At 38.4% G+C, this 23,748-nt stretch carries 16 protein-coding genes; 10 read left to right on the forward strand and 6 right to left on the reverse strand.

Annotation, left to right across the window (positions count from 1 at the left end):
* The first annotated feature begins 86 nt into the window (after positions 1-86).
* The 8 genes from HCG69_RS18185 (at position 87) to HCG69_RS18220 (ending at position 16,017) form a co-directional block, all read left to right on the forward strand.
* On the forward strand, positions 87-1,763 hold the full coding sequence (locus HCG69_RS18185) for a T9SS type A sorting domain-containing protein (RefSeq protein ID WP_221651195.1): 1,677 nt from the start codon (positions 87-89) through the stop codon (positions 1,761-1,763).
* A gap of 321 nt (positions 1,764-2,084) precedes the next feature.
* Positions 2,085-5,087 carry a TonB-dependent receptor gene (locus HCG69_RS18190; protein WP_255586236.1) on the forward strand — a complete coding sequence of 1,001 codons (3,003 nt, stop codon included), beginning with the start codon at positions 2,085-2,087 and terminating at the stop codon, positions 5,085-5,087.
* A gap of 12 nt (positions 5,088-5,099) precedes the next feature.
* Positions 5,100-6,593: a RagB/SusD family nutrient uptake outer membrane protein gene (locus tag HCG69_RS18195; RefSeq protein WP_221651196.1), complete on the forward strand. Its 1,494-nt coding sequence runs from the start codon at positions 5,100-5,102 to the stop codon at positions 6,591-6,593.
* A gap of 39 nt (positions 6,594-6,632) precedes the next feature.
* On the forward strand, positions 6,633-9,806 hold the full coding sequence (locus HCG69_RS18200) for a polysaccharide lyase family 8 super-sandwich domain-containing protein (protein ID WP_221651197.1): 3,174 nt from the start codon (positions 6,633-6,635) through the stop codon (positions 9,804-9,806).
* Between the two features lie 43 nt (positions 9,807-9,849).
* A complete protein-coding gene (locus HCG69_RS18205; protein WP_221651198.1) occupies positions 9,850-12,168 on the forward strand; it encodes a hypothetical protein in 2,319 nt (772 codons plus the stop codon).
* 46 nt (positions 12,169-12,214) lie between these two features.
* A complete protein-coding gene (locus HCG69_RS18210) occupies positions 12,215-13,828 on the forward strand; it encodes a hypothetical protein (RefSeq protein WP_221651199.1) in 1,614 nt (537 codons plus the stop codon).
* 47 nt (positions 13,829-13,875) lie between these two features.
* Positions 13,876-14,724 carry an alpha/beta hydrolase family protein gene (locus HCG69_RS18215; RefSeq protein WP_221651200.1) on the forward strand — a complete coding sequence of 283 codons (849 nt, stop codon included), beginning with the start codon at positions 13,876-13,878 and terminating at the stop codon, positions 14,722-14,724.
* A 474-nt stretch (positions 14,725-15,198) separates the two neighbouring features.
* Positions 15,199-16,017 carry a helix-turn-helix domain-containing protein gene (locus HCG69_RS18220; protein ID WP_221651201.1) on the forward strand — a complete coding sequence of 273 codons (819 nt, stop codon included), beginning with the start codon at positions 15,199-15,201 and terminating at the stop codon, positions 16,015-16,017.
* Here HCG69_RS18220 and pncB read toward each other — a convergent pair.
* The 6 genes from pncB to HCG69_RS18250 form a co-directional block, all read right to left on the reverse strand.
* Positions 16,003-17,169, reverse strand: a complete 1,167-nt coding sequence (gene pncB / locus HCG69_RS18225; protein ID WP_221651202.1) for a nicotinate phosphoribosyltransferase — start codon at positions 17,167-17,169, stop codon at positions 16,003-16,005. The two genes, HCG69_RS18220 and pncB, sit on opposite strands and share 15 nt — an antisense overlap.
* 61 nt (positions 17,170-17,230) lie before the next feature.
* A complete protein-coding gene (locus tag HCG69_RS18230; RefSeq protein ID WP_221651203.1) occupies positions 17,231-18,214 on the reverse strand; it encodes a nitroreductase in 984 nt (327 codons plus the stop codon).
* Positions 18,211-18,741 (reverse strand): hypothetical protein, encoded by a 531-nt coding sequence (locus HCG69_RS18235; RefSeq protein ID WP_221651204.1) that lies wholly within the window; start codon positions 18,739-18,741, stop codon positions 18,211-18,213. The genes HCG69_RS18230 and HCG69_RS18235 overlap by 4 nt, the downstream gene beginning before the upstream one ends.
* Positions 18,741-19,463, reverse strand: a complete 723-nt coding sequence (locus HCG69_RS18240; RefSeq protein WP_221651205.1) for a hypothetical protein — start codon at positions 19,461-19,463, stop codon at positions 18,741-18,743. Before HCG69_RS18240 ends, HCG69_RS18235 begins: the two co-directional genes overlap by 1 nt.
* Positions 19,464-19,471: 8 nt before the next feature.
* On the reverse strand, positions 19,472-20,074 hold the full coding sequence (locus HCG69_RS18245) for a TetR/AcrR family transcriptional regulator (protein ID WP_221651206.1): 603 nt from the start codon (positions 20,072-20,074) through the stop codon (positions 19,472-19,474).
* A gap of 191 nt (positions 20,075-20,265) precedes the next feature.
* Positions 20,266-21,045: an SDR family NAD(P)-dependent oxidoreductase gene (locus tag HCG69_RS18250; RefSeq protein WP_221651207.1), complete on the reverse strand. Its 780-nt coding sequence runs from the start codon at positions 21,043-21,045 to the stop codon at positions 20,266-20,268.
* Between the two features lie 709 nt (positions 21,046-21,754).
* Here HCG69_RS18250 and HCG69_RS18255 point away from each other — a divergent pair.
* Together HCG69_RS18255 and HCG69_RS18260 are read left to right on the forward strand one after the other, a co-directional pair.
* Positions 21,755-22,621, forward strand: a complete 867-nt coding sequence (locus HCG69_RS18255) for a hypothetical protein (RefSeq protein ID WP_221651208.1) — start codon at positions 21,755-21,757, stop codon at positions 22,619-22,621.
* A gap of 107 nt (positions 22,622-22,728) precedes the next feature.
* Positions 22,729-23,193 carry a MaoC family dehydratase gene (locus HCG69_RS18260; RefSeq protein WP_002562392.1) on the forward strand — a complete coding sequence of 155 codons (465 nt, stop codon included), beginning with the start codon at positions 22,729-22,731 and terminating at the stop codon, positions 23,191-23,193.
* The last annotated feature ends 555 nt before the right edge of the window (positions 23,194-23,748 follow it).

Here is a 23,748-nt window from a genome sequence, read left to right on the forward strand (position 1 = left end):
TACAATTTTATCCAATCTTCCCTTGTTTTTAACCCTATTTTTGTGGCGTATTAAAAATAAAAGTTAAACTATTAAATTGAAATGCCATGAGAAAATTGTATCTCTTTTTATCATTAATGTGTATGGCGATTTGGGCAAACGCTACAGTGTATTATGTAAAGCCGAATGTTGAATCTACGGCTTGGAGTGATAAAAATCCGGGACTGGTTTATACGGATATAAAGATGGCTTATGAGGCTGCTGCTTCGGGAGACCAGGTATGGATAGCTGCGGGTATTTATATGATTAAAAATGAGGAACTAGATGCTTCTAAAGTGTATTTAACCATGAAATCCGGTACTTCTTTGTACGGCGGCTTTGCCGGAACTGAAAGTAAGTTGGAAGATCGGATAAAGGTCGAAGGGGGGCAGCCGTGGGACTTTGTTAACCAGACGATACTTTCGATTGACGCTGCGGCTACAGCCTCTAATATTACAAATCAGAAGACTCAATTCCTGAATGAAACGTTTATTGACGGTATTACTTTTGAGAAGAGTAAAGGTTCGGCGGTTACTGTAAGAAAAGGTGGAGTTGTGCAGAACTGTATTTTTCGTGAGAATGTGTCGACTTGGGGAGGCGGCGGTGTACAAATGTATATGGGCGGTAAAGTGCAATATTGTTATTTTTTCAATAATTCGTCTGCCGCGAATGATAAAAACGGTGGTGCGGGATTGTATCTTTCCAGTACATCAGTTGAAGATGTGAACTATGTTGACCATTGTGTATTTGATAGTAACCGAGGATTGAAATGGGGGAGTATATGTGGTGGTGGTTTGCGTGCTGCTGCAGCAGGTATGATAACTAATTGTATCTTTTATAACAATATATCCGGGAGTGCTGCTGATGGATATGGTAAAGGTTCGGCTATTGCAGCTAATTGGTCCTCTAATACGATTTTAAATTGTTTGGTTTATAATAATACAGGTTATCCAATTTATACGGACAGGGGGGCTATGTTTATTAATATGACTGTGTGTAATAACCTGACCGGTGATCAAGGCAGTTATTCAGTTTTTTTTGATGCTGATGGTGGTGGTACATTGGCAAATAGTGTGGTCTGGAACAATATGACTACTTCCGGTAGTAAGGCTTACATGTATACGCAAGCCGGTTCGACGGTTAGTTATTTCGATTGCGTAGCCTCTAACAGGGGATCTGAAGATATAATAACTAAAGCGGAAAATTCGGACTGGTCGTTTTATCCTCTATACCGAATATCAGATGATAATATGGGAGAGGATGTGGAAGTGAATTACGCAAAATTTATTAAACCGACATCATTTGTGGGAGCTGTATCTTCTACGGATATTGACGCACTTACAGAGATTAGAAATGCTAACTGGAAAATGAATGAAACATCATTTCTGATTAACAAGGGTAACAGTTATTATGATGCGTTAGTTGAATTTGATTGTGATATTGTTGGAAAAAAGCGGGCCATGACCGATGAAGATCCTGTTGACTTGGGAGTATATGAAGTGGACCCCGCAGGTGGTATTGTTTCTGTACAGTCAATTTTTGACGGAAAGGAAATCTACGCTAGTTCGGGTGTTTTATATGTAAATGTGGCAAATAGCAATGTTACGGTGTTTGATATTACAGGAAAGTGTGTGAAATCTTTCTATACGGGTGATTTTTCCAAATCGACAGTATTGGAGAAAGGAACTTATATTGTGAAGATAGAGAAGAGTGGACACTCGATGACAAAGATGATTATATTATAAAGGTATTCAGTGATAAAAAGATTGTTATTAGGTACTTGTCTTGTTATCAGCGGTATTCCACTGATAACAAGATATATATCTGATTTCAGGTGGTTTTACATCGAGGACAGGTAGATATGAACCGGCTTCTGATTTAAGTGCTGTAATAAAAAAGTGCTGTAACAGGAGATGAAATCAGGATAGTCGGCGAAAGCCTTATGTACGTGCCCATGTATATTATAGTAACTGTTGGATAATCGGATACTTATATTGTGCGTATTAAGGTTGCTGATGATATACAACGTCAGTAGATAATAATTAAAATTTAATGTGAAGAGTATTATGATTAAACGACAAATACTGTTTTTAGCCCTTCTATTATTGGGAATGGAAGGGGTGGCTCAGAATATAGTGTTAAGAGGGAGTGTGGAGAGTAGGTCTGGAGAAAAAATTCTCGGAGCCTCTATTTTCGCGAAAGATACCCAAAAAGGTACGATAACAGATGAAGAAGGGAATTTTACCTTACAATGCGATTCGAAAACTGTATTACAGGTTTCGTATGTTGGGTATAAAACCAGACAGGTATCTGTGAACGGGAGAAGTACGATAAAAATAGTTTTAGAAGAAGATAACTATGATCTGGATGAAGTGGTAGTAGTGGGATATGGCGTTATGCGTAAATCGGATCTGACAGGATCAGTCGCTTCGGTGAAGGCTGATGAAGCTTTGAAACAGATGCCGGTATCGAATATTACCGATGCTTTGCAGGGAAGGCTCTCGGGAGTGAGTATCATATCTGCTTCCGGACAACCGGGCTCAGAAGCTACAATACGAGTACGTGGTGTTAACTCAATACAAGCTGATACAGGCCCCCTGGTAGTGATTGACGGTTTTATTGGAGGAAGCCTTTCCTCTTTGAATCCTGCTGATATAGAATCGATCGAAGTACTTAAAGACGCTTCAGCAACGGCTATATACGGTTCGCAAGGTGCAAATGGTGTTATTTTGGTAACTACGAAAAATGTTGAAAAAGGAAAGATTACGGTACAATATAATGGCTATATCAATTTTAAAGCTCCTTATTCTTTACCGGACATGATGACATCGGGTGAGTTTGCACGGTTGGCAAACGAGTATGGTAAAGAATTTTATACAGCTTCGGGTACTGAGGTCAGAGAATTTTATACTGCGGATGAGATAGTTGCTTTTGATAATGGTAGTATCGGATATGATTATGTCGATAATATATTCAGAAAATGTGCGGTGGAACATGCCCATGAAATATCGATTTCTGGTGGTGAAAATAAGACTCAATATCTTATTTCTGGTCGTTATTCTTCTAATGAAGGTATTGTAGAGACATCTTCTAATGAGAAAGTAAACTACCGTGTAAAAGTTGACAGCGAAATAAAATCATGGTTAAAGACGGGAGTAAACTTATGGGGAGAGTATACGACCTCACAAGGTCCGAGATTCTCTCAGTACAGGGGGGTATTAATAGAAAGCTTGATTTTCCCAAATACAATATCTCCCAAAGATGAAAATGGGAAATATAACAATCTTAATTTATTGGGTAGTGCACAGTATAACCCAATGGGACATATTTGGGAACAGGATAAAGACGATTATTCTCATAAAATACGCTTACAAGGATATGTCGACTTAAAATTACTACCAGGTTTGTCCTTACGGATGAATCAAAGCTTCAATTTTGGATCGAGTATTTATCGGTCTACTTTTAATGAGGATTGTTACGAAACTTGGGCAGGAACTTCTCTTACCTCGTCAAGGGCGCAGAGCAGCCATTCATACAGTTGGATAAATTCTAATATATTGAGCTACGTGAAAGAGATAAATAGTAATCATCGGTTGAATACAACGTTTGTCTTTGAACAAAGCTATAGTGATGACTTTATCAATACCTCTTCGGCATCTGGACTTGCTTCTATTGAAATTGGAGCGAATAATACATCTTTAGGAAAAGTGATCGGTGGTGAGTCTTCTCGAATAAAAACGGCGATGATGTCGGCTTTGGCACGTGTGAATTATGTTTTTATGAATCGATATATGCTGACTGCGTCATATCGTTGGGACGGTTCTTCTCGATTGGCGTATGGTAAACGTTGGGATAATTTCCCCTCTCTTGCTTTGGCTTGGGATATCAAACAGGAAAGATTTATGGATGGAATACCTTTTGACCAATTAAAATTGCGCTTAGGGTACGGTCAAACTGGAAATCAGGCGGTAGCAGCGTATTCGGCATTTAACGAATATGTAACTAGTCGGAATGCTAATAATGACTTGGTACTTTCCTTGAAACGGATCGGAAACCCTAATTTGGGATGGGAACGTACCGAGCAATACAACATTGGTCTTGATTTCGGTCTTTTTAATAACAGGTTGGTGTTTAATGTTGACCTTTACCATAAGTTGAGTAAAGATGTGCTGATTAATGTCAATGTACCTCTTCATACCGGACAGGAAACGAAGTTGGCTAATGTCGCCCATATTTTGAATAAGGGTGTTGAAGTTACTGTTAACATGACGCCTGTGGCTGTAAAAAACATTACATGGAACAGCGTGCTCACCTTATCGCACAACCAAGGAACTTTTAAGAAGTTTTCGGATGATATTGATATGATCATGCCTTCGGGAGGATATGAAAATGACTATTTCCGTTATATAAAGGGAGGACGGATAGGTACGATATGGGGATACCAATACGAGGGTATCTGGAAAATGGCCGAAGTGTCCGGATTGCCGGAATCGGAAAACCGTCCGGAAGCCGGTTCCTATAAGTTTAAAAATCTCGATGATAATCCTTTGATTACAATAGATGACCAATGTGTTATTGGAAACGGGCAACCGAAATTTAATTGGGGATGGAGTAATACTATCAATTGGAAGAATTTTGATTTTAACTTGTTTATGATCGGGTATCATGGATTCGATATCTATAATTATACCCGTCAGGTGCGGACAATTGGTTTGACTCCTAATCCCGAAATGTATAAACGTTGGCGTCCGGATGATGAGAGCGGATATCTCGAAGGATTTATCAAGACACCGACAGGGGGACGGATATCTTCTTTATTCGTAGAGAAGGGAGATTTTGTAAAAGTGAAAAGTATAACAGTCGGATACACCTTGCCGCAGAAAGTTTTGCAAAAGCTGCGGGTGTCGTCTTTGAGGTGTTATGTATCCGTACAGAATCCATTTTTGTTTACCGGATATTCAGGAATAGACCCGGAAGTAACTTTGAAAACTCCGTTGGCTTCGGGTATTGATTGGGGATATTATCCGAATGGACGTAATTACATGTTAGGATTGAATTTCTCATTTTAAAAGATGGAAAAAATGAAAAAAATTATTGGAATAGTTTTCAGCGTTTTGCTTTTATCGGGGTGTGTGGATCTGAAGCAAGAGCCTCTCAGTTTTCTGACTCCGGAGAATATTATATATGATGAAGCAAATTTAACTAATACGGCGAATGGGCTGTATCGTACTCTTTGGCATTGGAATTATGGTTATTGCTGCCGATTGTTTACCTTAACATTGGGGGCTGATGATGTAATTTCCGGAATGTTGAGTAAATCACGTACTATTGTTATTGATGAGTTACGTGCGGATGCTACAATTAGCGAGTTGGATGTTCATTGGTTTTGGAAGAATATGTATGATCTGATATTAAATTCTAACTTAATGATTGAAGGTATTCGTGGTAGTAATGAAGATGGAGTGTCAGAGAATGAAAAACAAGCCTATTTGGGTGAGGCTTATTTTATGCGGGCTTTTGCTTATTATAACCTAGTACGGTTATTCGGAGATGTTCCGGGTATAGTCGATTCCAAATCGACTCAGGATATATTGGGTAACGAGAATATCGGACGTAATAAAGTGGCGGATATATATGATAAGATTATCGTTCCCGATTTGATTCTGGCCGAAACCTATCTGCCAGAAACCCCTCGTACAAAAGATAATTCTTCTGTTGGGAAAATTGCTGCGCAGACCTGCCTTGCAGAGGTTTATTTGACAATGGCCGGATGGCCATTGCACAGGACTGAATATTATGCGAAGGCGGCACAGAAAGCCAGGGAAATAATAGAGGCCCCATATAATCATCATGACTTGGTGGATCATTATGCCGATTTGTGGAAAGAGGTTACGAAGAATGATAATACGGAACATATATTCGCTGTGAACTGCTCTCGGGCTACGAATATGGCGAGTCAGTATGGAATCTCTTTTCTTGCTCAAGAAGAAAAAGGATGGAGCGATTATCTGGGAGATGCGGAGTTTTATTTGAAATATCCGGATGATGAACGAAAAGAGTGGAACTATCAGACTACTTATGCGGTTCCGGGAAGGCCCCAACCAAATTCGTACTTGCAGTCGGCCATGAAATCTCCTTTTATAAAGAAGTATCGCGATTATGGAATTACTGCAGCACAGTCAGATGGAATTATTCCTATATACCGATATGCGGATGTACTACTTATTTACGCTGAAGCTCAGAATTTGGCTAGTAACGGACCGGATGACTTGGCGTATGACTGCATAAACCGGATACGAAAAAGAGCTATTGGCGGAACGGCCAACAATGTCCCGGAAGGTCTCTCTTGTGAGCTTTTCGATAAATACGTTTTTGATGAACGGGGATGGGAGTTCTTTGCGGAATATAAGAGATGGTTTCAGTTGGTACGCCGGGAAAAAGTGGAAGAGTGTAACTTGTATAATGAACGTGTTGTTGCGGCAGGAAATATAAATAGGAATAAGGAAAACTATCTTATGCCACTCCCTCCAAAACAGGTAGAATTATGCAAATTTACCCAAAATTCGGGATATTGATATTTTGGAATGTAAACCCTTATTAAGAGATTATTGGGTATGAAAAAAATAATAGTTATTTTGTTTGGTATACTTGTCACCGTTTCAATGAAGTCTCAAACTCTTTTTACATTTGAAGACGTCATACCGTCAGATTGGACGGTGACAGGAGGACAACTCGCTTTGACAGCAGTTACATACAAGGAAGGGAAAAGCTCATTGGAATGGATGGCTAATACAAACTCGAATATTTCCTTTCCTTTGGCTTTTAAAGCGTTATCTACGAATGGAACGTTTTTCTACATCTATTCTCCAAGAGTTACAAATGATACGATAACCATCTCGTTCATAAACGGGAATACGGTTAAACGAAGAGCTAATGTCTTATGTAATTTCGTGGGTTGGAGGGAGTTTAACCGTACTTATGTGGAGTATAAGACCAAAACAGCTACGAATATAACTCAAGTGGAGATTGCGCTGAAGTTGAATAAAAATGTAGCGGGAAGTCGGAGGATATTGTTTGATAACATGGAGTTTAATAACTTAACGAACCTTGAGATGAAAATACATGGTCCTCACATGGTTCTCGATAGGGAATATCTAAAAGGAAGAACTTCTTATCTTGAGCTTTATGCATTTGAACGGGATATTCCAATATCCCAACCTTCGTTTGAGGAACTGGCCGACTTGGCGTTAATTCGAGAGAGGCAGCATAGAATACTGACAACTCCTACTACATTGCAGGTCAGGAGAGCGTTGGATTTTGTAAATGCTCTGAATATTGTTGAGAATATGGATGGAACATTGTGTGGAAAAATTATTGATACCACTTATGGTGCGTTGAATGACTCTTATATACAAAGTATATTCGTACATTTGGCCAATTTGTCAAAAGCCGGTATTTATCAGGAAATGTTCTTGAGGGCGGTACGTTATATTCTTGACCAAGGAATAGGAGAAGGATGTAATTATGAGATGTCCTCGACGATGAATTTTTATACTGCGGGTAAAGAAATTCCTGCTGCTGTATTAGATGTTGCATATGCTTGTGAGGGCGATTTAAGACAACGTCTTCTCGATTTTGTGCAATGGTTTTGCTATTATAATGAAGCGTATCGTCCGGAAGAAACATATAAAGTGAATCTTGTATCAGATTATGTGTATTTATATCTGCCTCATTTTCTGGCTATAGCAGCTTTACAGACAGATGACGCTGTTGCCGTAAGGGAGTTGAAAGCTGTGAAACGTTATATCGAACGTAATACGGAATATACTCCCGGTAGTAAAGGGATATTGAAGTCTGACGGTACGGGATTTCATCATAATACTCATTATAATAATTATATGTACTCCTATATGCCTTGGACTCAATGTATGTGGGGATTGAGAGGAACTTCTTTCTGCATAGCGGAGGACGCTTATGAACGTTTTAAAAAAGCTGTACTTTCTGTGTATATAATGGCTACAAAAAGCTTTTTGGATGGGAATCATTTCTTTTCCAATACGTTTGCCGGGCGTAATTGTTTTGGAGGAGGAATCTCATTAGAGTACAGTAGAGAACATTTTAAGCAGTTGATAGAAACGGGTGATGATATTAAGGGAAATGACGAAGAATTGAAAGCTGCATATAATTATTTTTTTGAAAATAGTGATTATACCGTAGATGCGGTAGATTATGCGGGCTTTTATGCATTTAATTATAGTCCGGCAGCTATCTTTAGAAAAAAAAATTGGGTCGTGTCAATGCGTTCAATTACTTCTAAGTTTTGGGGAGCAGAAATATATAGTGGGCAAAATCGCTTCGGACGTTATCAAAGTCATGGTAGTTTGGATGTACTTTATGATGGGAGTTTAGCTGCTAATGGTTATCCGACAAATAATGCCGTAGGCGGTTGGGATTGGAATGTAGTGCCTGGTACGACAACGGTACATTATACTTCATGGTTGGATATGATGCCGGCTCAGTCAACGACCCAGCGCTTTGACCAATACAGTAAAGAAAAGAATTTTTCGGGTGCTTTGGCTATGGATTCAAATGGAATCTTTGCCACTGATTTTTCACAGATAGATAAATGGGGAAATACGGAGTGTTATCTTCCTACTAATCTGGAATTTAAGAAGAGTATGTTTGCGTTTGGAGATATGATTATTTGTATGGGGAGTGATATCACTTCTTCAGGTATGTATAGTGATGATATGATTACAGCAACCAATCTGTTCCAGAATATTGTGACAGATTATGTCGGAGATTTGGTTGTGAATGGAGAAATGGCAATCCAGGGAGAGTCTCGGATCATGGGTGATAATGATAACTGGTTTATTACGCCTGCGGGTACTGGTTATTTTGTTCCTAAAGGGAATGATCCAATTGTCTTAGCATACGGAGAACAGACTACTCCAAGCCAAACAGGTGCAGATTATGCTAGTCCGACAGGAACAGCAATGGCAGCAAAAGCGTATATTGATCACGGCGTGAAGCCAACCGGGGCGAAAGATATCTTTGTCGTTATTCCGTCGGTTACAGTACCGAAGATGATTGCCCTTTCTCAACAGCTACAGAATCATGGGGGAGAACTATTTCGGGTTGAGGCACAATCTGCCAATTTACACGCTCTTACGTATTTACCGGGCAACACTACTGCCTATGCGTTTTTTGATGCAGTGGATGGTTTGGACTTTGGAATCGTAAAGGCAACGACTTTCAGGCATTTGTTGATGGTACATCAGGATGCCGTTAAGAATCGTTATAAACTTGCAGTCTGTAATCCTGATTTGTGCCCAAAAGACGATGTAAGTTATGGATGGCATTCTACGTCTAGTTCTACAACATTGACAGTAAATGGAAATTGGGAGTTGGTTGAGCCAGTCGATGGAGTTACGATTTGTAGTAATTCGCAGGCAGAAACACTGATCAGCGTAACTATGAATGACGGAGCACCTATTTATTTCGAATTGAAAACTCCAGATGATACAGGATTGAAAGAATGTGACAGTTGGGAAGATAATATTCGGGTAAAAAAGGTTCTTGGTGGAGTTCAGCTCATATTTAATAATCGGGTACGTTCGCAGACCAATGTTAAAATGATATCAATGGATGGTAGAGTATTATTTGATTCTTTGTTTTCCGGAGAAAACTTGGAATATTTCATACCAAATTCATCACTTCTAAGAGGCGTGAATATTATTCAAGTAGTGCGTGATGGTAAAATGAAAGTTATAAAGTTTATATTCTGATCATTAAATCAGATTGTGAAACTTAGTATTATAAAAAAGCAACATGAAAAATATTTTTTTTATTGTAATAGTTATTGTTCTGTGTGTGAATGTCTCTGCCGTGGGACAACCTTTAAAAATAGATATGCGGTCTACCGCTAAAGGGGATTATTCCGTACAGGTTTATCAAACTGATATGGGCGGAGGGGGATACATCGTTGGTATTATACAGGATATTATTAACCCAGAAGTACTTTATGCTCGTTCGGATGTTGCCGGTGTTTTTAAGAGTGTGAATGGTGGAAAATCCTGGATGCCTTATAATGCTGGTCTTGATAAAATGTCTGACCATTATTGTCATTCTTTGGCTTTGGATCCTTTTGATAATCAATCTTTATTACGTGCATCTGGAGATGTTCGGGATTTTTGTTTTGTAGGAAGAATACATCGTTCTACGGATGGTGGTAAAAGCTGGTATTTAGTAAAAGATGGATTGGATTATTATGGAAACGGACCTACGCGCCAATTTGGAGAATTGATATGTTATAATCCTGATAGAAAAGGGGAAGTTACAGCGGGTACCTATTCTAAAGGGATTTGGATTAGTAGAGATAGCGGAGAATCTTGGAAATATTCGGGATTGTCGGGCGATCGTATTTCATGCGTGAAGTATTATAATAACCGGATCTATGTAGGAACTATTTCTGATCAGGCGATGTTTAAGGGTGAACTTGTAAAAGCACAAATAAAATATAAACTTGGTGAACTTCAAGATTTTCCACGAAATAAACCTGGTAGGTTATATATGTCAGAGGATGGAGGAAAACATTGGCAAGTACTTTTTGAAGGGAATGATATAGCTTTATACGAGTTGGTGATTGCAGGCAATGGGGATATAGTGTTGTTTGCTTCCCAACAAGGGGTATATCGTAGTTGTGACGGAGGAAGGACATTTGCGAAAATAGAAGATTTACCGCAGGAATCAAAATACCGTACATTAGTACAATCAGTTCAAAATCCGGATGTTTTTTATGCAGCTGAAGAATTTCCAACAAAATATCCGGTGACAATTTATAAATCTGATGACAGAGGGAATTCGTGGTATCCTCTTAGTCCCGATTGCAAACCAGAAAATATGTTTGAATTTCCAGAAGAATGGCATGGGCGTAATCCTGGTAAAATAGGAAGTGCCATATCTCATATTTTGCCGGATTGTGAAAAGCCGGATAAATTATTTATTGCTAATTGGTGGGGAGTAACCACGACTTATGACGGAGGTAAAAATTATTATGGTCATCAATTTAAAGGAATAGGAATAATCTGTTGTGAGACATTAGTAAAACATCCTGTTCGTGAGGGTGTTTGGGCATGTGGAGTATGCGATCATGCTCCGGCATTATCGTTTGACGATAGTGAATCGTATACGATGGCTCCCATAACGGTTGGTCCTGGAAGAACGGTAAGTTTTTCTATGCGTGAGCCGGATCTTATGTTATTTGCTTCCCAACGTAAAGGACAATATATGAAATTATATAAAAGTGACGATTTGGGGAAGACCGGTCGTGTCGTTTGGGAGAGGAAAGGGGATAATTTTATACAGGATATAAAAGAAGATCCGTTGGTACCAGGTCGCTTTTGGGCTTATATGGAGGGTAATATAATTGCAAAGACTGAAGATGAAACTTCTGCCGGTATCTATATGAGTAATGATTACGGAGAAAATTGGAAAAAAGTTTGTAATCCTTGTTGGGGAAATATAGATACATTACCGGCTGAAGAATTTCAGATTGATAAAGATCTGACTCCTATTGTGAATCATCAGCGTAAGAATGGGTGTGGAACCGGGCAGATGATAGCTCTCGATCCTTTTAAAAAGAATGTGATCTATGTGGGAGAATGGACCGAAGGTGTTTTTAGAAGTGATAATGCAGGTAAAAGCTGGGTTAAAATAAGTGATAAACTGCCATTCGATAAAAAGAGAAACACTGTCTTGGCATTGGTATATGCCGATCCGTATCGAAGTGGAGTGATATATGCGGGTTTTTGGAATGGGGGATTGTGGAAAAGTGAAGATTATGGGCTCTCATGGTCTAAGATAAAACCTTTTGGGAAGAAAAAATATAATGCAAGTTCCATGTCGATAAGCAGGGATGAGAACGGACGGAGTTTGATGGTTTTAGCCTGTTCGAATCATCCGTTGGGAGATACTCCGGTACAGCTTCTTATCAGTACCGATGAGGGGAATGAGTGGACGGATATCTATGATTCTTCACTTGGCTGCTTACGTTGGATCTCTGTAGTTGCCGATGCAAAAAAACAGCGAATACACACGGCAACTGCCGGAAGTGGTATATTTTATTTCGATATTATAGATAATCAATAGATTTATGATTACGAAAGTAATTTTAATATGTATAAATATGTGAATTATGTTACAGATAAATATAAAAAAAATAGTTGCAATATTTGTTTCCATTATTACGGTTTCTAATCTGAATGCTCAGAAGTTTGAATCATATGAGAGTTTATTGGGATTGGATTTTGAACAGTTGAACAAACAGGCACTTGTGGAATATTTAACTCCGATCAGGCCGGGAGATGGGATAAGTATTCCGTTTTGGAATAAATATGCAAAGGCCTTTACTTATGCGCCAGTTTTCGAGTTTGTTCCGCAGAAAAAAGCGTCGTATTACATTTTTACTATTAATGATACTATAAGTTTTAGGACAAATTCGATATTATCTCCATTATCTACTGTTTGGGATAAAGTTCCGGTAGGAAAGAATGAATTAGTTGTGGCATCTTTTGATAAAAAAGATCGATACATAGGTGAGGCAGGACGACGTAGCTTTGAAAAAAAGTATCCGTTTATCGGTCCTTATGTTCCGAGTGTACGTTCTTATAAAGAAGCTGCTATGAAAGGTTTGTTCTATTTCTGTCACCAGCCGTATTTTAAACATTGGTTGACGTCATCGGAACCGGATATGAGCTATATTCATAATGCCTATCCCTGTAAAATTGTTGGAGCTACTGTTTCTGTAGCGGTAATGATTGCTAAATTAAATTCTGACTACAAAGAAAGTGCTATAGAAATAGCAAAGAATGCTGCGCAATTTTTAATTGACAACAGTCTTCCAGTAGATGCTCCGTTGGCTTTTTTCCCTCCAACTTATTATGGAAAGGAACTGACAGCAAGGAAGGAAGAAAATATTGGTAAGGCAATGATGATGGAGGCGGTTTTTGTTGCTGATGCTTTTTTGGATTTATATGATTTGATTCATGATAAAAAATATCTTGACCACGCACTTGGAATTGCTAGAACGTATTTGAAGAATCAAGCGGATGATGGTTCGTGGCCAGTAAAAGTTGATTATGAAAGTGGGATTCCAGTTAATGATGCTAAAGCGATACCAACTTCTTTGATTTCTCTTTTTGACCGGTTGAGAATATGTGGTTATACTGAATTCGAGACAGCTCGAGAAAGGGCTTATAATTATATAAAAAAAGATATATATCCGGCTTATGACTGGCATGGTCAGTTTGAGGATATGACGGTTTTTATTCATCGTTATGAGAATATGACAAACTGCACGGTAGCTCCGTATGCGGAATTATTGTTGAAAGATGAAGAATCTACAGCTCAGGATATTAAGGATGCGTTGGATTTGATACGTTTTTGTGAAGATCAGTTTACCATTTGGAATGTAGAAGCGGATAAAAATGGTATTTATCCGATAGGAACTCCTTGCGTCTTCGAACAATATCATTATCAAACTCCGGTAGATGATAGTGCGTGTAATGTGATTAATGCTCTTATGGCGGCTTATGATAGGACTAAAGATCCGTTATTGTTGGCAAAAGCAATAAGTCTGACCAATACAATAACAATCTGGCAAGATGCTTCTTCTGGTTTTCTGGCTACATTATGGATGGTGAGACCTGGAAAAAGTTTTTGGATGAACTGTACTTACAAATCTGTGAAAACACTACTTTTTATGGACGAGTATTTAAACAGACTAGTTAATAGCGATTCTTGTAATTAGATAAAATCAAACTAATCGATAAGGAAGTTCATATAAAATATTTTATTATGGTATTGAAGTCGTTATTATTATTGATTTGCTTATGGATATGTATTCCGATTAACTCCTCTGTTGTTGATACTATTAAAGTGAAAAGTGAAAAAATGAATCGGGATATACCTTGTATTGTTATTGCGCCCGACACAAAAAAAGCTGAATCGCGTTTCCCGGTTTTATATTTGTTACATGGCTACAGTAATAAAGGATATCATGATAGTCATAAAGTGTGGATTGATAAGATTAAATCGGATTTACCTATACTTGCTGATCAATATGGAATTATGATCGTTTGCCCTAATGCCGAAAATAGTTGGTATTGGGATAGTCTTGAAGAACCAAAGTCTCAGTTTGAAACTTTTATTACTAAGGAGCTGGTAGAATATATTGATGAAAATTATGTCACAGTATCGGACAGGAGAGGGCGGGCTATAACAGGTGCAAGTATGGGCGGACATGGAGCTTTATGGTTGGCTATTCGGCATCAAGATATATTTGGTGCTGCCGGAAGTATGAGTGGAGGAGTTGATATAACTTTGTTTCCTGATAAATGGGAAATAAAAAAACACTTAGGTGAACAGTCATCTAGTAAACAGATCTGGGAACATTATACTGTTATAAACCAAATTGATAAATTAAAAAATGGGAGTTTGTGTTTGATAATAGATTGCGGATATAATGATTTCTTTTTTCAGGTAAATAATAATCTTCATCAAAAACTTCTTAAACAAAAAATTGCACATGATTATATTGTTCGTCCGGGAGGACATACTTTTCAATATTGGAGTAATTCTATAGATTATCAGTTGTTGTTCTTTAGTAATTTTTTTAAGAATATATCCGAAGTAAATTTACCATGATTATGCTGACGAATGGAGATATAATAGAGAATATACAGGATAATACCAAAGATGTTCTTATCTTGATTAATTAGTAGTCATCTATTTTAGTATCTTTTCTGTTCTACTTGTTAGGGCAGAGGGATACTTTTCTTCATTTATTATTATAATATCGAATCTATTTATTACTTGTGTAATCGTAATGTTAACAATCTTTCATTACTTAAGTTTATTTTTTCTTTTCCATAATAATAAAGCTTTTAATATTAATAAAAGTTTGTATTTCTATGAGTTATTATTTTTTGTTATAACAAGTTATTTGCTGTCAAGTTGGATATAAGTGTCTAAATTGTATCATCAAGAATAGGTATATTTGTAACAAGTTTATTAGGATAAATATGAACTAATGTAATGTGTGATTTATTGATAGTCATTTGTGTGTAAAGGTAGAACATTTGCACACTCCTGGATTGACACATTGGAAAAGTATTAAAAATGGAAACTTCTTTCTTTATATCTGATGAGGCAGGTGCTTTTTTTCGTTTTTTTCCGATTGGAGGATCACAACGTAATGCGATGGTTGGACTTGTGTTTGTACTTACTACGGCCGGGCAGGCTACGGTAGAGATAGACAATCATTCGTATACATTGTCGGCTGGGGCATTGCTCACTTTGTTGCCTTCACGTTTGTTGCGTTCGGTGATGTGTACTGATGATTTCCGTTGTCTTACGTTTGCTTTTCGTTTCGATTCGATGACTGTTCCGTATGTGCTTCCCACACTTATTTCGGAAAAGATAGAGCATACCCCGTTTCTCTTTCTTACGGCTATAGAGCAAGAGCGGTTGGAGAAGTGGCATGCAGCCATAAATATTCATTATACATTTAAAACGCATCCTTCTTATGAGGAAATTCTTCGTTCGCTTGCATTCATTTTTACTGCTGAGGTGAGTGCTATTTATGCCAATTATCCGATAAAGACTACTGCCACTCATCGGGAGGAATTGGCAGATGGATTCTTTAGTCTTTTGCATGAACATCTTCCTATGCATAGGGAGACATCTTTCTATGCCGATCGGCTTTGCATTACTTCCAAATACTTGGCGCGGGTGATACAACAAGTCACCGGGCATACTCCGTCATATTGGATAGCCGACTTTACCGTACGTGAGGCAAAGACGCTACTGAAGTCTACTACGCTTACTGTTACCCAAATCTCAGAACGGTTTAATTTTCCTAACTCTTCTTTTTTTGCCCGTTATTTTAAGCGTTATGCAGGAATGGCTCCACAGGAGTATCGGTTATCCCAGTCGTAAATCGTATAAACATGCCCGCACTTCTTCCGGGCTACCGATATGTTTACCTATATCATCAGACAGTTTTACGCATTCGCGCCATTCCTGATTGACATTCATTTTACATTGGGTCAGCTTCATTACAATGTTAGAAGGTTTAAATCCGGTGTCGTTCGTCAGATTGGTACCGATACCGAAAGCACATCTTATTTTTCCACGGCAATATTCCTGTATTTCCAGTGCTTTGCCAAAGTCGAGTGCATTGCTGAACACGATTGTTTTAGTTGTTGAATCGATACCAAGTTCTTTATAGCGTGCAGTCAGTTTATCGATGAATTCTAATTCATTTCCCGAATCGCATCGTACACCGTCAAATAGTTTTGCTTGTTTGCGGCTGAGATTAGTCAGGAAGATGTCAGAAGTATAAGTGTCGGACAGTGCGATACCCAGATCGCCGTCATACACATTTACCCAGTTTTCCAGTGCTATGTAATTGGCATGTTTGTAACCGAACTGCGCTCCATGAAACATGAACCATTCGTGTGGATGCGTTCCCATCATCTTCATCTTATACTTCATAGCAAAGTAGCAGTTCGATGTGCCTGTGCAGTAGTGTGCAGATTTCTTTAAATACCCTATCACTCTGTCCTGCACATCAAAAGAAAATCGTCTTCGCGTACCAAATTCAGAGAATGACAACTGATGTTCATTTGAGAGTACCACCTTTTCGGATAGTTTGCAGATTATCTCTTCCGTGTTGGCTACGTTTCCCTGTATCTGGTTTTTTATTTCTGAAACAATGGCTAGCAATGGTACTTCGTAAAGTGTCGATTTATAGAGGTAATCCGTTATTTCGATATTCAGGTGATGTTCTTTATCCAGATGGATGTCTATTTTCTCCGGTTGGAACCGGAAAGAAGAGAGCCATTCCCAGTATACCGGTGGTAGGAATCTGCAGTTACGGGTCATATATTCCAGTTCTTTATCAGCCAATGTCACTTTAGCCAGGTTGGCCACTTCTGTTTTCAGTTTACTCAGAAATACTTCTGTGTAGGCTGTTTCATCTCTGTCTTTAAAACTAAAAGTCCCCATTGCATAGGGAAACAACTTTATATAAGCATACGAAGTGGTAAACTTGTAGAGGTCTGTATCGAGTATGGTATGAATCATCATCTGTAGGTCTTTTTTTAAGAAAACACTATAAAGTTAGTATTTGTTGAGAAGAAACGCTACTCTACTCAGATATAATTACTTCATATCTCTCTTTTCTGGGAGAGTAAGGCATTGGTTTGGCATATCCTATACGCAACAATACTACCGGGATTCTTTTTTCTTTTCCTGTTTGGTGAATTACTTCACATTGCATTTGCTTTGCCAGTACTTTCAATTCGCAAGGTTGATTAATGAAGGCGGTGGCAATGCCTGCTTCCGTCGTTTTTAGTAAGAAGTGTTCCAGTGTGCGTCCAAGTTGAATCCACTCCGGGATAGAATCATTTTCAACAGTGAAAAGTACAACATGAGAGGAGGAGTTTACTTTCTTTTCATCACTTTTGTTTTGCATCCCGGGTGTCAGACATGCTCCCATTATGAGACGTGATAGCCATTTGGGGAGGTTAGGAGCTCCGAATACAGCATAACTCAATCCGTCCAGGGTTTGTTGCTCATCCCTCTTGTTAAACCGCATCCAACTTTTCAGTTCGTTTTTGAAACGACTGTCACTCATTTGTATTTTATTTCCTGCCAGTACGTAATCCCGTATTTTGTTGAACTCTATGCTCTGTTTCTGCCAGCAGTATATCCCGATGTATTCTTCTTTTTCAAGGGTAAGTAACTCTCTGATTACCTCTTCCGGAATTTGTTTTCCATTATATATACTTCGGTTGGTCTGCCTTTCGGCTATTTGTCCGGAGAGTAATGGCTTTTTCTGATTGTCCACGGAATGAAGTTCTATGGAGATGATTCCTTCTTCCGAAACATGTACCTTGCTGGCATATCCTATACTTTCGGCTGCTATACATAGATTTTCCGTGGCACACCCCAGTGAAACAAACATTTCTCTTCGGTTTCTGTCTACCACATGCAATGTTTTCCGGTTGTCCGGATGTATTTCAATGCTATCTTCGCAGATGCGGAACAACCATGGCTGTGTATTATGTCCCGAAGGTGCTTTTGTGGCCTGTTCTATCATGAATAGATAGTCAGCTCTTTTTTCTTTCATAGCGTCAATCCTATTTTGAAGGTTATTGAATTGTGGGATAATTGTTCTTCAAACTCCGTTGTGAAATATTCGTTCGAGTCTTTTTTAACCCGTTTTAGTTTCTGCAATTCGTATCCTATAGCCAAATTTACTTTCAGTTTATGCGATATCTTCAGTTGCATTCCGACGGAGGGAGAGAGGTATAGACCTCCATTGGCTTCTTTGCCAGGAGCAAATGCGCTGCCGGCATTATATGCAAGATATGGAGTCAGTTTTTTGGGTTTGGTGACGAAGAATTGTACATTTGCATAAAGGGGTATAAGTACTCTTTCGTACACTGAGAGGCCTGTACCGGCACCTATTGCAAATCGTTGACTAAGGTGATAATGTCCCATAACCTCCCATGTGAATGGTGTATGGGCCGGAGAACTCATCGGAAGTCCTGTTCCCAAATTGGTAGTATAGGAAATCTTTTTTGTATCGGTTTGTCCCAGAACAGTTATTGTTGAGCTAAATAATACAAATAATGGGAGGATAAATCGTTTCATTATTTCAGGTTTATAGTTATGCTTTTTACAATGTTCAGTGCGGTTGTTATTGAGGAGATGTCCGTTGTAATACCTCCGTCACTTCCGTCCGGACTACTATGTCCAATGAGGTTTAACTGAAACTCTTTTTCTCCTGACGTCAGATTCACTTCCGCTGCGTAGACCAGTGCTGGTTGCCCACTTCCTTCTTTTCCCCCTGAGTAGTTGGAATCTCCTTGCTGAGCCGATTTCGGATAGGCATCATTCCAGTCGGTTGAGTGATTTATTTCCACTTTTACAATGAATTTCTTTATCTTTCCCGTTGGAGTTAGTTTTACATCAAAACTTCCTTTAGGAGTTGCTCCGGTGACAGCATCTGTCAGGGGTGATTTTTTGGTTGGCAGGTATAGTCCGTCTTCATTCTTTACACCTCTGGAATAACACCAATGCGGAAGTGCTTCTTTTCTTCGGTTTCCTCCTGCCGCTTGCCAGGTTTGCGTAGCTATTTTGTGTGTTACATAGATTGTAGAGAGATAATGTCCTTCTGTATCTTCTGTCCATATTGCAATTTGTGGCGGGTTCTTTTTATTGATTCCTAAAAACAGAGGGAAATCATGTAACCATTCATCTCCCTTTTCAATTGATATCCTGATGCCGTTGCTGTGATACTCCACCAAATCTTTGTTGCATCCACCCGATAACAGGGCAAAAATGCAGATTCCTATTATTGTCATCTTGTTCATTTTCTTTTTTATCGTTTTTCTAACCAAATATCTATCAGTATATTAATGCCCTCTTCCAATTCTTTCCAGCCGTCCTCGGTCTGAATGTTAATCCCGTTAAAAAACGGACAGTTTTCTTCCAGCAAGCTGAGATAGCTGATTGCAGCAGTGAGAATACTTGCCATTGCTGCGGTTTCTTTCTGAGGATGTTTAGATAGTTTGCTGACAGCATCTACCAGCCATATTCCCTTTGCTTCCCTCTTTTCCCGTAGTTCTTTAATAAAAGTATTGTTGGATGTCAATTCCCATCGGTATAATCTTCGGAGTGTGTAACTTTGTCTTAGCATAGCAATTTGTCTCTTGAATATTTCTTTGATAAATTCGCCTATGTGCTCTTCGTCCGGCAGTTGTTCGTCGAAGTTTATCCAGTAATCATGTTGCTGGATGTAAGCTGCTATTAATCCATCCAATGAATTGAAATAGCGATAAATTAGCATTTTGGAAACTCCGGCTTTAGCCGCTACAGCATTTATACCCAATCCTTCGAATCCGTTTTCTTCGATAAGTTCGTCAACGGCTTTGATAAGATTCATTTCTGTGGTTTGCCTGTTTTTAATTACTTCTTTTTCCATTATTCTGTTGTTGTTACTACTTGGTCACAAAAGTATATTTCCTATCGGTAACATCAAAAAGAAAAAGGGAATAAATTTTAAGAGCCTGTTTAAAATTTCCTTGGGATAAGCTGAAGAGAGTTTTTAAGAGGAGAGTTTAAACAGGCTAAGTGGTTAGTTTTAAGAAAAATATAGTATAGCTGATTGAGAGGTTATGCCAATTCTACTGTCGGGTTATGTATGGTCAGTCCTCCATCTGCTACTATGGTTTGTCCGGTGATGTATCGTGCATCTTCCGAGGCCAGAAAGGCAATAGTAGCTGCGATGTCCTGCGGTTCTCCCAGATAAGGAGTAGCGCACTGTCCTAAGAAAATATTGCGTACATCTTCATTCATGTTGTTTAAAGCAGCAGGAGTGAGTACAAGTCCGGGAGCTACGGCGTTGCAACGGATATTCTTTTTGCCTACTTGTGTGGCTATGTATCTGGTCAAGTTAATTACTCCGGCTTTACTTGCACCATAAAGTGTACCACTTGCATCAGCAGTAATTCCGCTGATGGAAGCCACATTAACAATATTACCTCCACCGTGTACCTTCATTATAGGTATAATGAGTTGTGAAAGATACATTGTACAGGATAGATTAAGATGAAATGCTTCGTCAAAATAGTCTATGTCCAGTTTCTCGATATTGCCATCTCGTTTGGGGTCGGTTCCGCCCACATTATTTACCAGTACATCTACCTGCCCATATTCTTTCATGGCAAATTCTGCCAGTTCTTTACTACTTTGAAGTACGGTTGCCGAGAAATAAGTGGCACGCACATCTGCTCCGGACTGAGTTAGTTCGGTAGCCAGTTTGTCAGCCTTTTCTTTAGAATAATCAGCGATTATTACTTTCCCTCCTTCGGATACGATACGACGGGTGGTTGCCTCTCCAATACCGCTGGCTGCACCGGTAATGATGGTTACTTTATTTTCAAATCTGTTCATGATAGAATGGTTTATGTGGGTTCTTCTGTTTTAAAACAATCAGCTATAAGAAAAGGTTATTTTTCTATATCTTGGTTTAATACGATTTCCGTTTTCATTAGTGACTTTTGCATCTGCCATTCTTTTATCGGTTCATTTGTTTATAAATCTGTTAAATGTTAACGGAATACGCTGAATGTGTTAATGGCCGGTCGATTCTATTAAACCATGTTATAATACACCCCGTTATGTCACGGATATTTGGAGGTTTCTTGAAAATCTGTACCTTTGCATTGTGTTTTTCATAGTATTAGATTTAAGGTTAACAAAGATTGGCTGTCTGGGATAGATAGCCTTTTTTTATGTCCATATGTGACCTCTCCGGATTGTAAATGTATATGTTAATTGTTAACGTAATAACTCTAAAGTGTTAACTCAATCTCTTTACCATTAAACCATGTTATAATATGGCCTTTAAAGACTATGAAATTTGCTGATTTCCTGAGAATCGGTATCTTTGTACAGTGTTTTTTTCATAAGTATTAGATTTAAGGTTAACAAGGATTGGCTGCGCGTGATGCGTAGCCTTTTTTTGTTTATATGATAAATATCTGCTTCTTTTTTAAATTTATAAAATATCCGAAAGCAAAACGTCATTTATATTGTTATTAGTGCAATGTCGCCTGTCTTTTGGCTTATCTTGTTTGTAAAATTATTAAAGAAAAGAATTATGAGAAAGAATTTATTATTATTTGGAGCACTGATCGGTGCTTTTTTACTGACCTCTTGTTCGGGAGGAAATAAGAGTCAATCAACTACTTCTGTGAGTACGGCAGATGTAGAAAGTGCAATGGAAGTAGTTAAGTATTACAATACTTCTCTTAGTGTACTGGAAGATGTAGTGAATGAGAAAGATGTGAATGCTGTTCTGGGATATATGGAACAGAAAGATAAAGCTCCTGCTCTTACGCCTATTGTACCTCCTGCCATTTCTGAGAAAGATACTGTGATGCTGATGAATCCGGGTACTTGCTTTAACGAAGAGACCCGTCAGAACCTGAAACAGAACTATGCAGGTCTGTTTCGTTCAAGAGCTCAGTTTTATTCCAATTTCAATACCTATTTGTCTTATTTGAAAACAAAGGATTATACTAAAGCGAACCAGCTCCTCGAAGTGAGTTATCGGCTGAGTATAGAGATGGCTGAGTATAAAATGAATGTTTTTGATATTCTGAGTCCTTTTACCGAACAGGCTGAACAGGTGCTTCTGGCAGACAGTCCGTTAAAAGAACAAATTATGTCTGTTCGCAAAATGGCATCTACAATGCAAAGTATTATTAATTTGTATGCCCGTAAGCATGTTGTGATGGAAACTGCACGCATTGATCTGAAAATAGCCGAACTTACCAGGCAATTAGAAGCAGCCAGAAAACTTCCTGTCGTAGCAGGACACGAAAACGATATGAAAGCTTATCAGGCATTCCTGGCGCAAGTTGAAACTTTCATCAAGCAAGCACAGAAAGTACGGGAAAAAGGAGAGTATACAGATGCCGATTATGAAATGCTGACCAGTGCATACGAAACGTCTGTCATATAAAAGCTCCTGCTTAATCCAAAAAATTATATCTTTGTGGCATTTTAGTACGTACTATCACATACGTACTAAAATGTTTTTTTGTAAAATATCAATTTAATATAAGAAATATGGAGAAGGTTATTATCAATTCGTATGAGGAATTTGAAAAGTTAGTAGGTCAGCAAATCGGAGTTTCGGATTATTTGGAAGTTTCGCAGGAACGTATTAATCTTTTTGCCGATGCAACTTTGGATCATCAGTGGATTCATGTCGATACAGAGCGTGCCAAAGTAGAAAGCCCGTATCATAGTACTATTGCTCATGGTTATCTTACTTTATCATTGCTTCCTTATATGTGGAACCAGATTATTGAAGTGAATAACCTGAAGATGATGATAAATTATGGTATGGATAAGATGAAATTCGGCCAGGCTGTATTGCCAGGGCAGAGTGTTCGTATGGTGGCAAGTCTTCATTCTCTGACCAATTTGCGTGGTGTGGCAAAAGCTGAAATTAAATTCGTTATTGAAATTAAAGATCAGCCAAAGAAAGCGCTCGAAGGTATTGCTATATTCTTATATTACTTTAATTAAAGCTTCTGAGAATTTGTATTATGAGAGAAGCACATTGCTTATGAATGAGATTCTACAAAAATCTTGTATTCTTTCTGTTTTATAGAGAATATCCAACTTGTACAATGTTCCTATTTTTAGCAGTATGCTTTTATATATGTAAGCAATAGCTTTAATAATGAGAATAACTCAAGGATTAAGAAACCACAACACCCGGGTGTTCTTATAGGAAACATCCGGGTGTTGTGGGCTAAAACATCCGGGTGTTTTTGACAAGAACATCCGGATGTCATAAATATAAGAGAGTTGTATTATCATCAATATGATATTGGTATTTAACGTGTTATATATGTATTGTTCATACTATAAATCTTCGCTTAGTATCTGTGCGTATTTTCCCATTTCTATTTTTTTTGTTATCATCAATCCTTACTTGTTTTCAATAAAATAAGTGTACATTTATTATTTTTTTGTAATCTATTGCTATTCAGCGCGTTGTTATTTTTGTTTTTTCCTCTACGAGAAACGTCCCGTTTCTCTACGACGATCGTCCTGTTTCTCTACGATGAACGTCCT

The organism is Bacteroides sp. K03, from assembly GCF_019734355.1.
GTDB classification, from domain to species: domain Bacteria; phylum Bacteroidota; class Bacteroidia; order Bacteroidales; family Bacteroidaceae; genus Bacteroides; species Bacteroides nordii.

Excerpts from the sequence above, each read along its gene's own strand:
- pncB (WP_221651202.1), bottom strand. The coding sequence starts at position 17,169 with ATGATGATTCATACCATACTCGATACAGACCTCTACAAGTTTACCACT.
- HCG69_RS18200 (WP_221651197.1), top strand. The coding sequence starts at position 6,633 with ATGAAAAAAATAATAGTTATTTTGTTTGGTATACTTGTCACCGTTTCA.
- HCG69_RS18185 (WP_221651195.1), top strand. The coding sequence starts at position 87 with ATGAGAAAATTGTATCTCTTTTTATCATTAATGTGTATGGCGATTTGG.
- HCG69_RS18235 (WP_221651204.1), bottom strand. The coding sequence starts at position 18,741 with ATGAAACGATTTATCCTCCCATTATTTGTATTATTTAGCTCAACAATA.
- HCG69_RS18190 (WP_255586236.1), top strand. The coding sequence starts at position 2,085 with ATGATTAAACGACAAATACTGTTTTTAGCCCTTCTATTATTGGGAATG.
- HCG69_RS18260 (WP_002562392.1), top strand. The coding sequence starts at position 22,729 with ATGGAGAAGGTTATTATCAATTCGTATGAGGAATTTGAAAAGTTAGTA.
- HCG69_RS18195 (WP_221651196.1), top strand. The coding sequence starts at position 5,100 with ATGAAAAAAATTATTGGAATAGTTTTCAGCGTTTTGCTTTTATCGGGG.
- HCG69_RS18250 (WP_221651207.1), bottom strand. The coding sequence starts at position 21,045 with ATGAACAGATTTGAAAATAAAGTAACCATCATTACCGGTGCAGCCAGC.
- HCG69_RS18230 (WP_221651203.1), bottom strand. The coding sequence starts at position 18,214 with ATGAAAGAAAAAAGAGCTGACTATCTATTCATGATAGAACAGGCCACA.
- HCG69_RS18245 (WP_221651206.1), bottom strand. The coding sequence starts at position 20,074 with ATGGAAAAAGAAGTAATTAAAAACAGGCAAACCACAGAAATGAATCTT.
- HCG69_RS18215 (WP_221651200.1), top strand. The coding sequence starts at position 13,876 with ATGGTATTGAAGTCGTTATTATTATTGATTTGCTTATGGATATGTATT.
- HCG69_RS18205 (WP_221651198.1), top strand. The coding sequence starts at position 9,850 with ATGAAAAATATTTTTTTTATTGTAATAGTTATTGTTCTGTGTGTGAAT.
- HCG69_RS18220 (WP_221651201.1), top strand. The coding sequence starts at position 15,199 with ATGGAAACTTCTTTCTTTATATCTGATGAGGCAGGTGCTTTTTTTCGT.
- HCG69_RS18240 (WP_221651205.1), bottom strand. The coding sequence starts at position 19,463 with ATGAACAAGATGACAATAATAGGAATCTGCATTTTTGCCCTGTTATCG.
- HCG69_RS18255 (WP_221651208.1), top strand. The coding sequence starts at position 21,755 with ATGAGAAAGAATTTATTATTATTTGGAGCACTGATCGGTGCTTTTTTA.
- HCG69_RS18210 (WP_221651199.1), top strand. The coding sequence starts at position 12,215 with ATGTTACAGATAAATATAAAAAAAATAGTTGCAATATTTGTTTCCATT.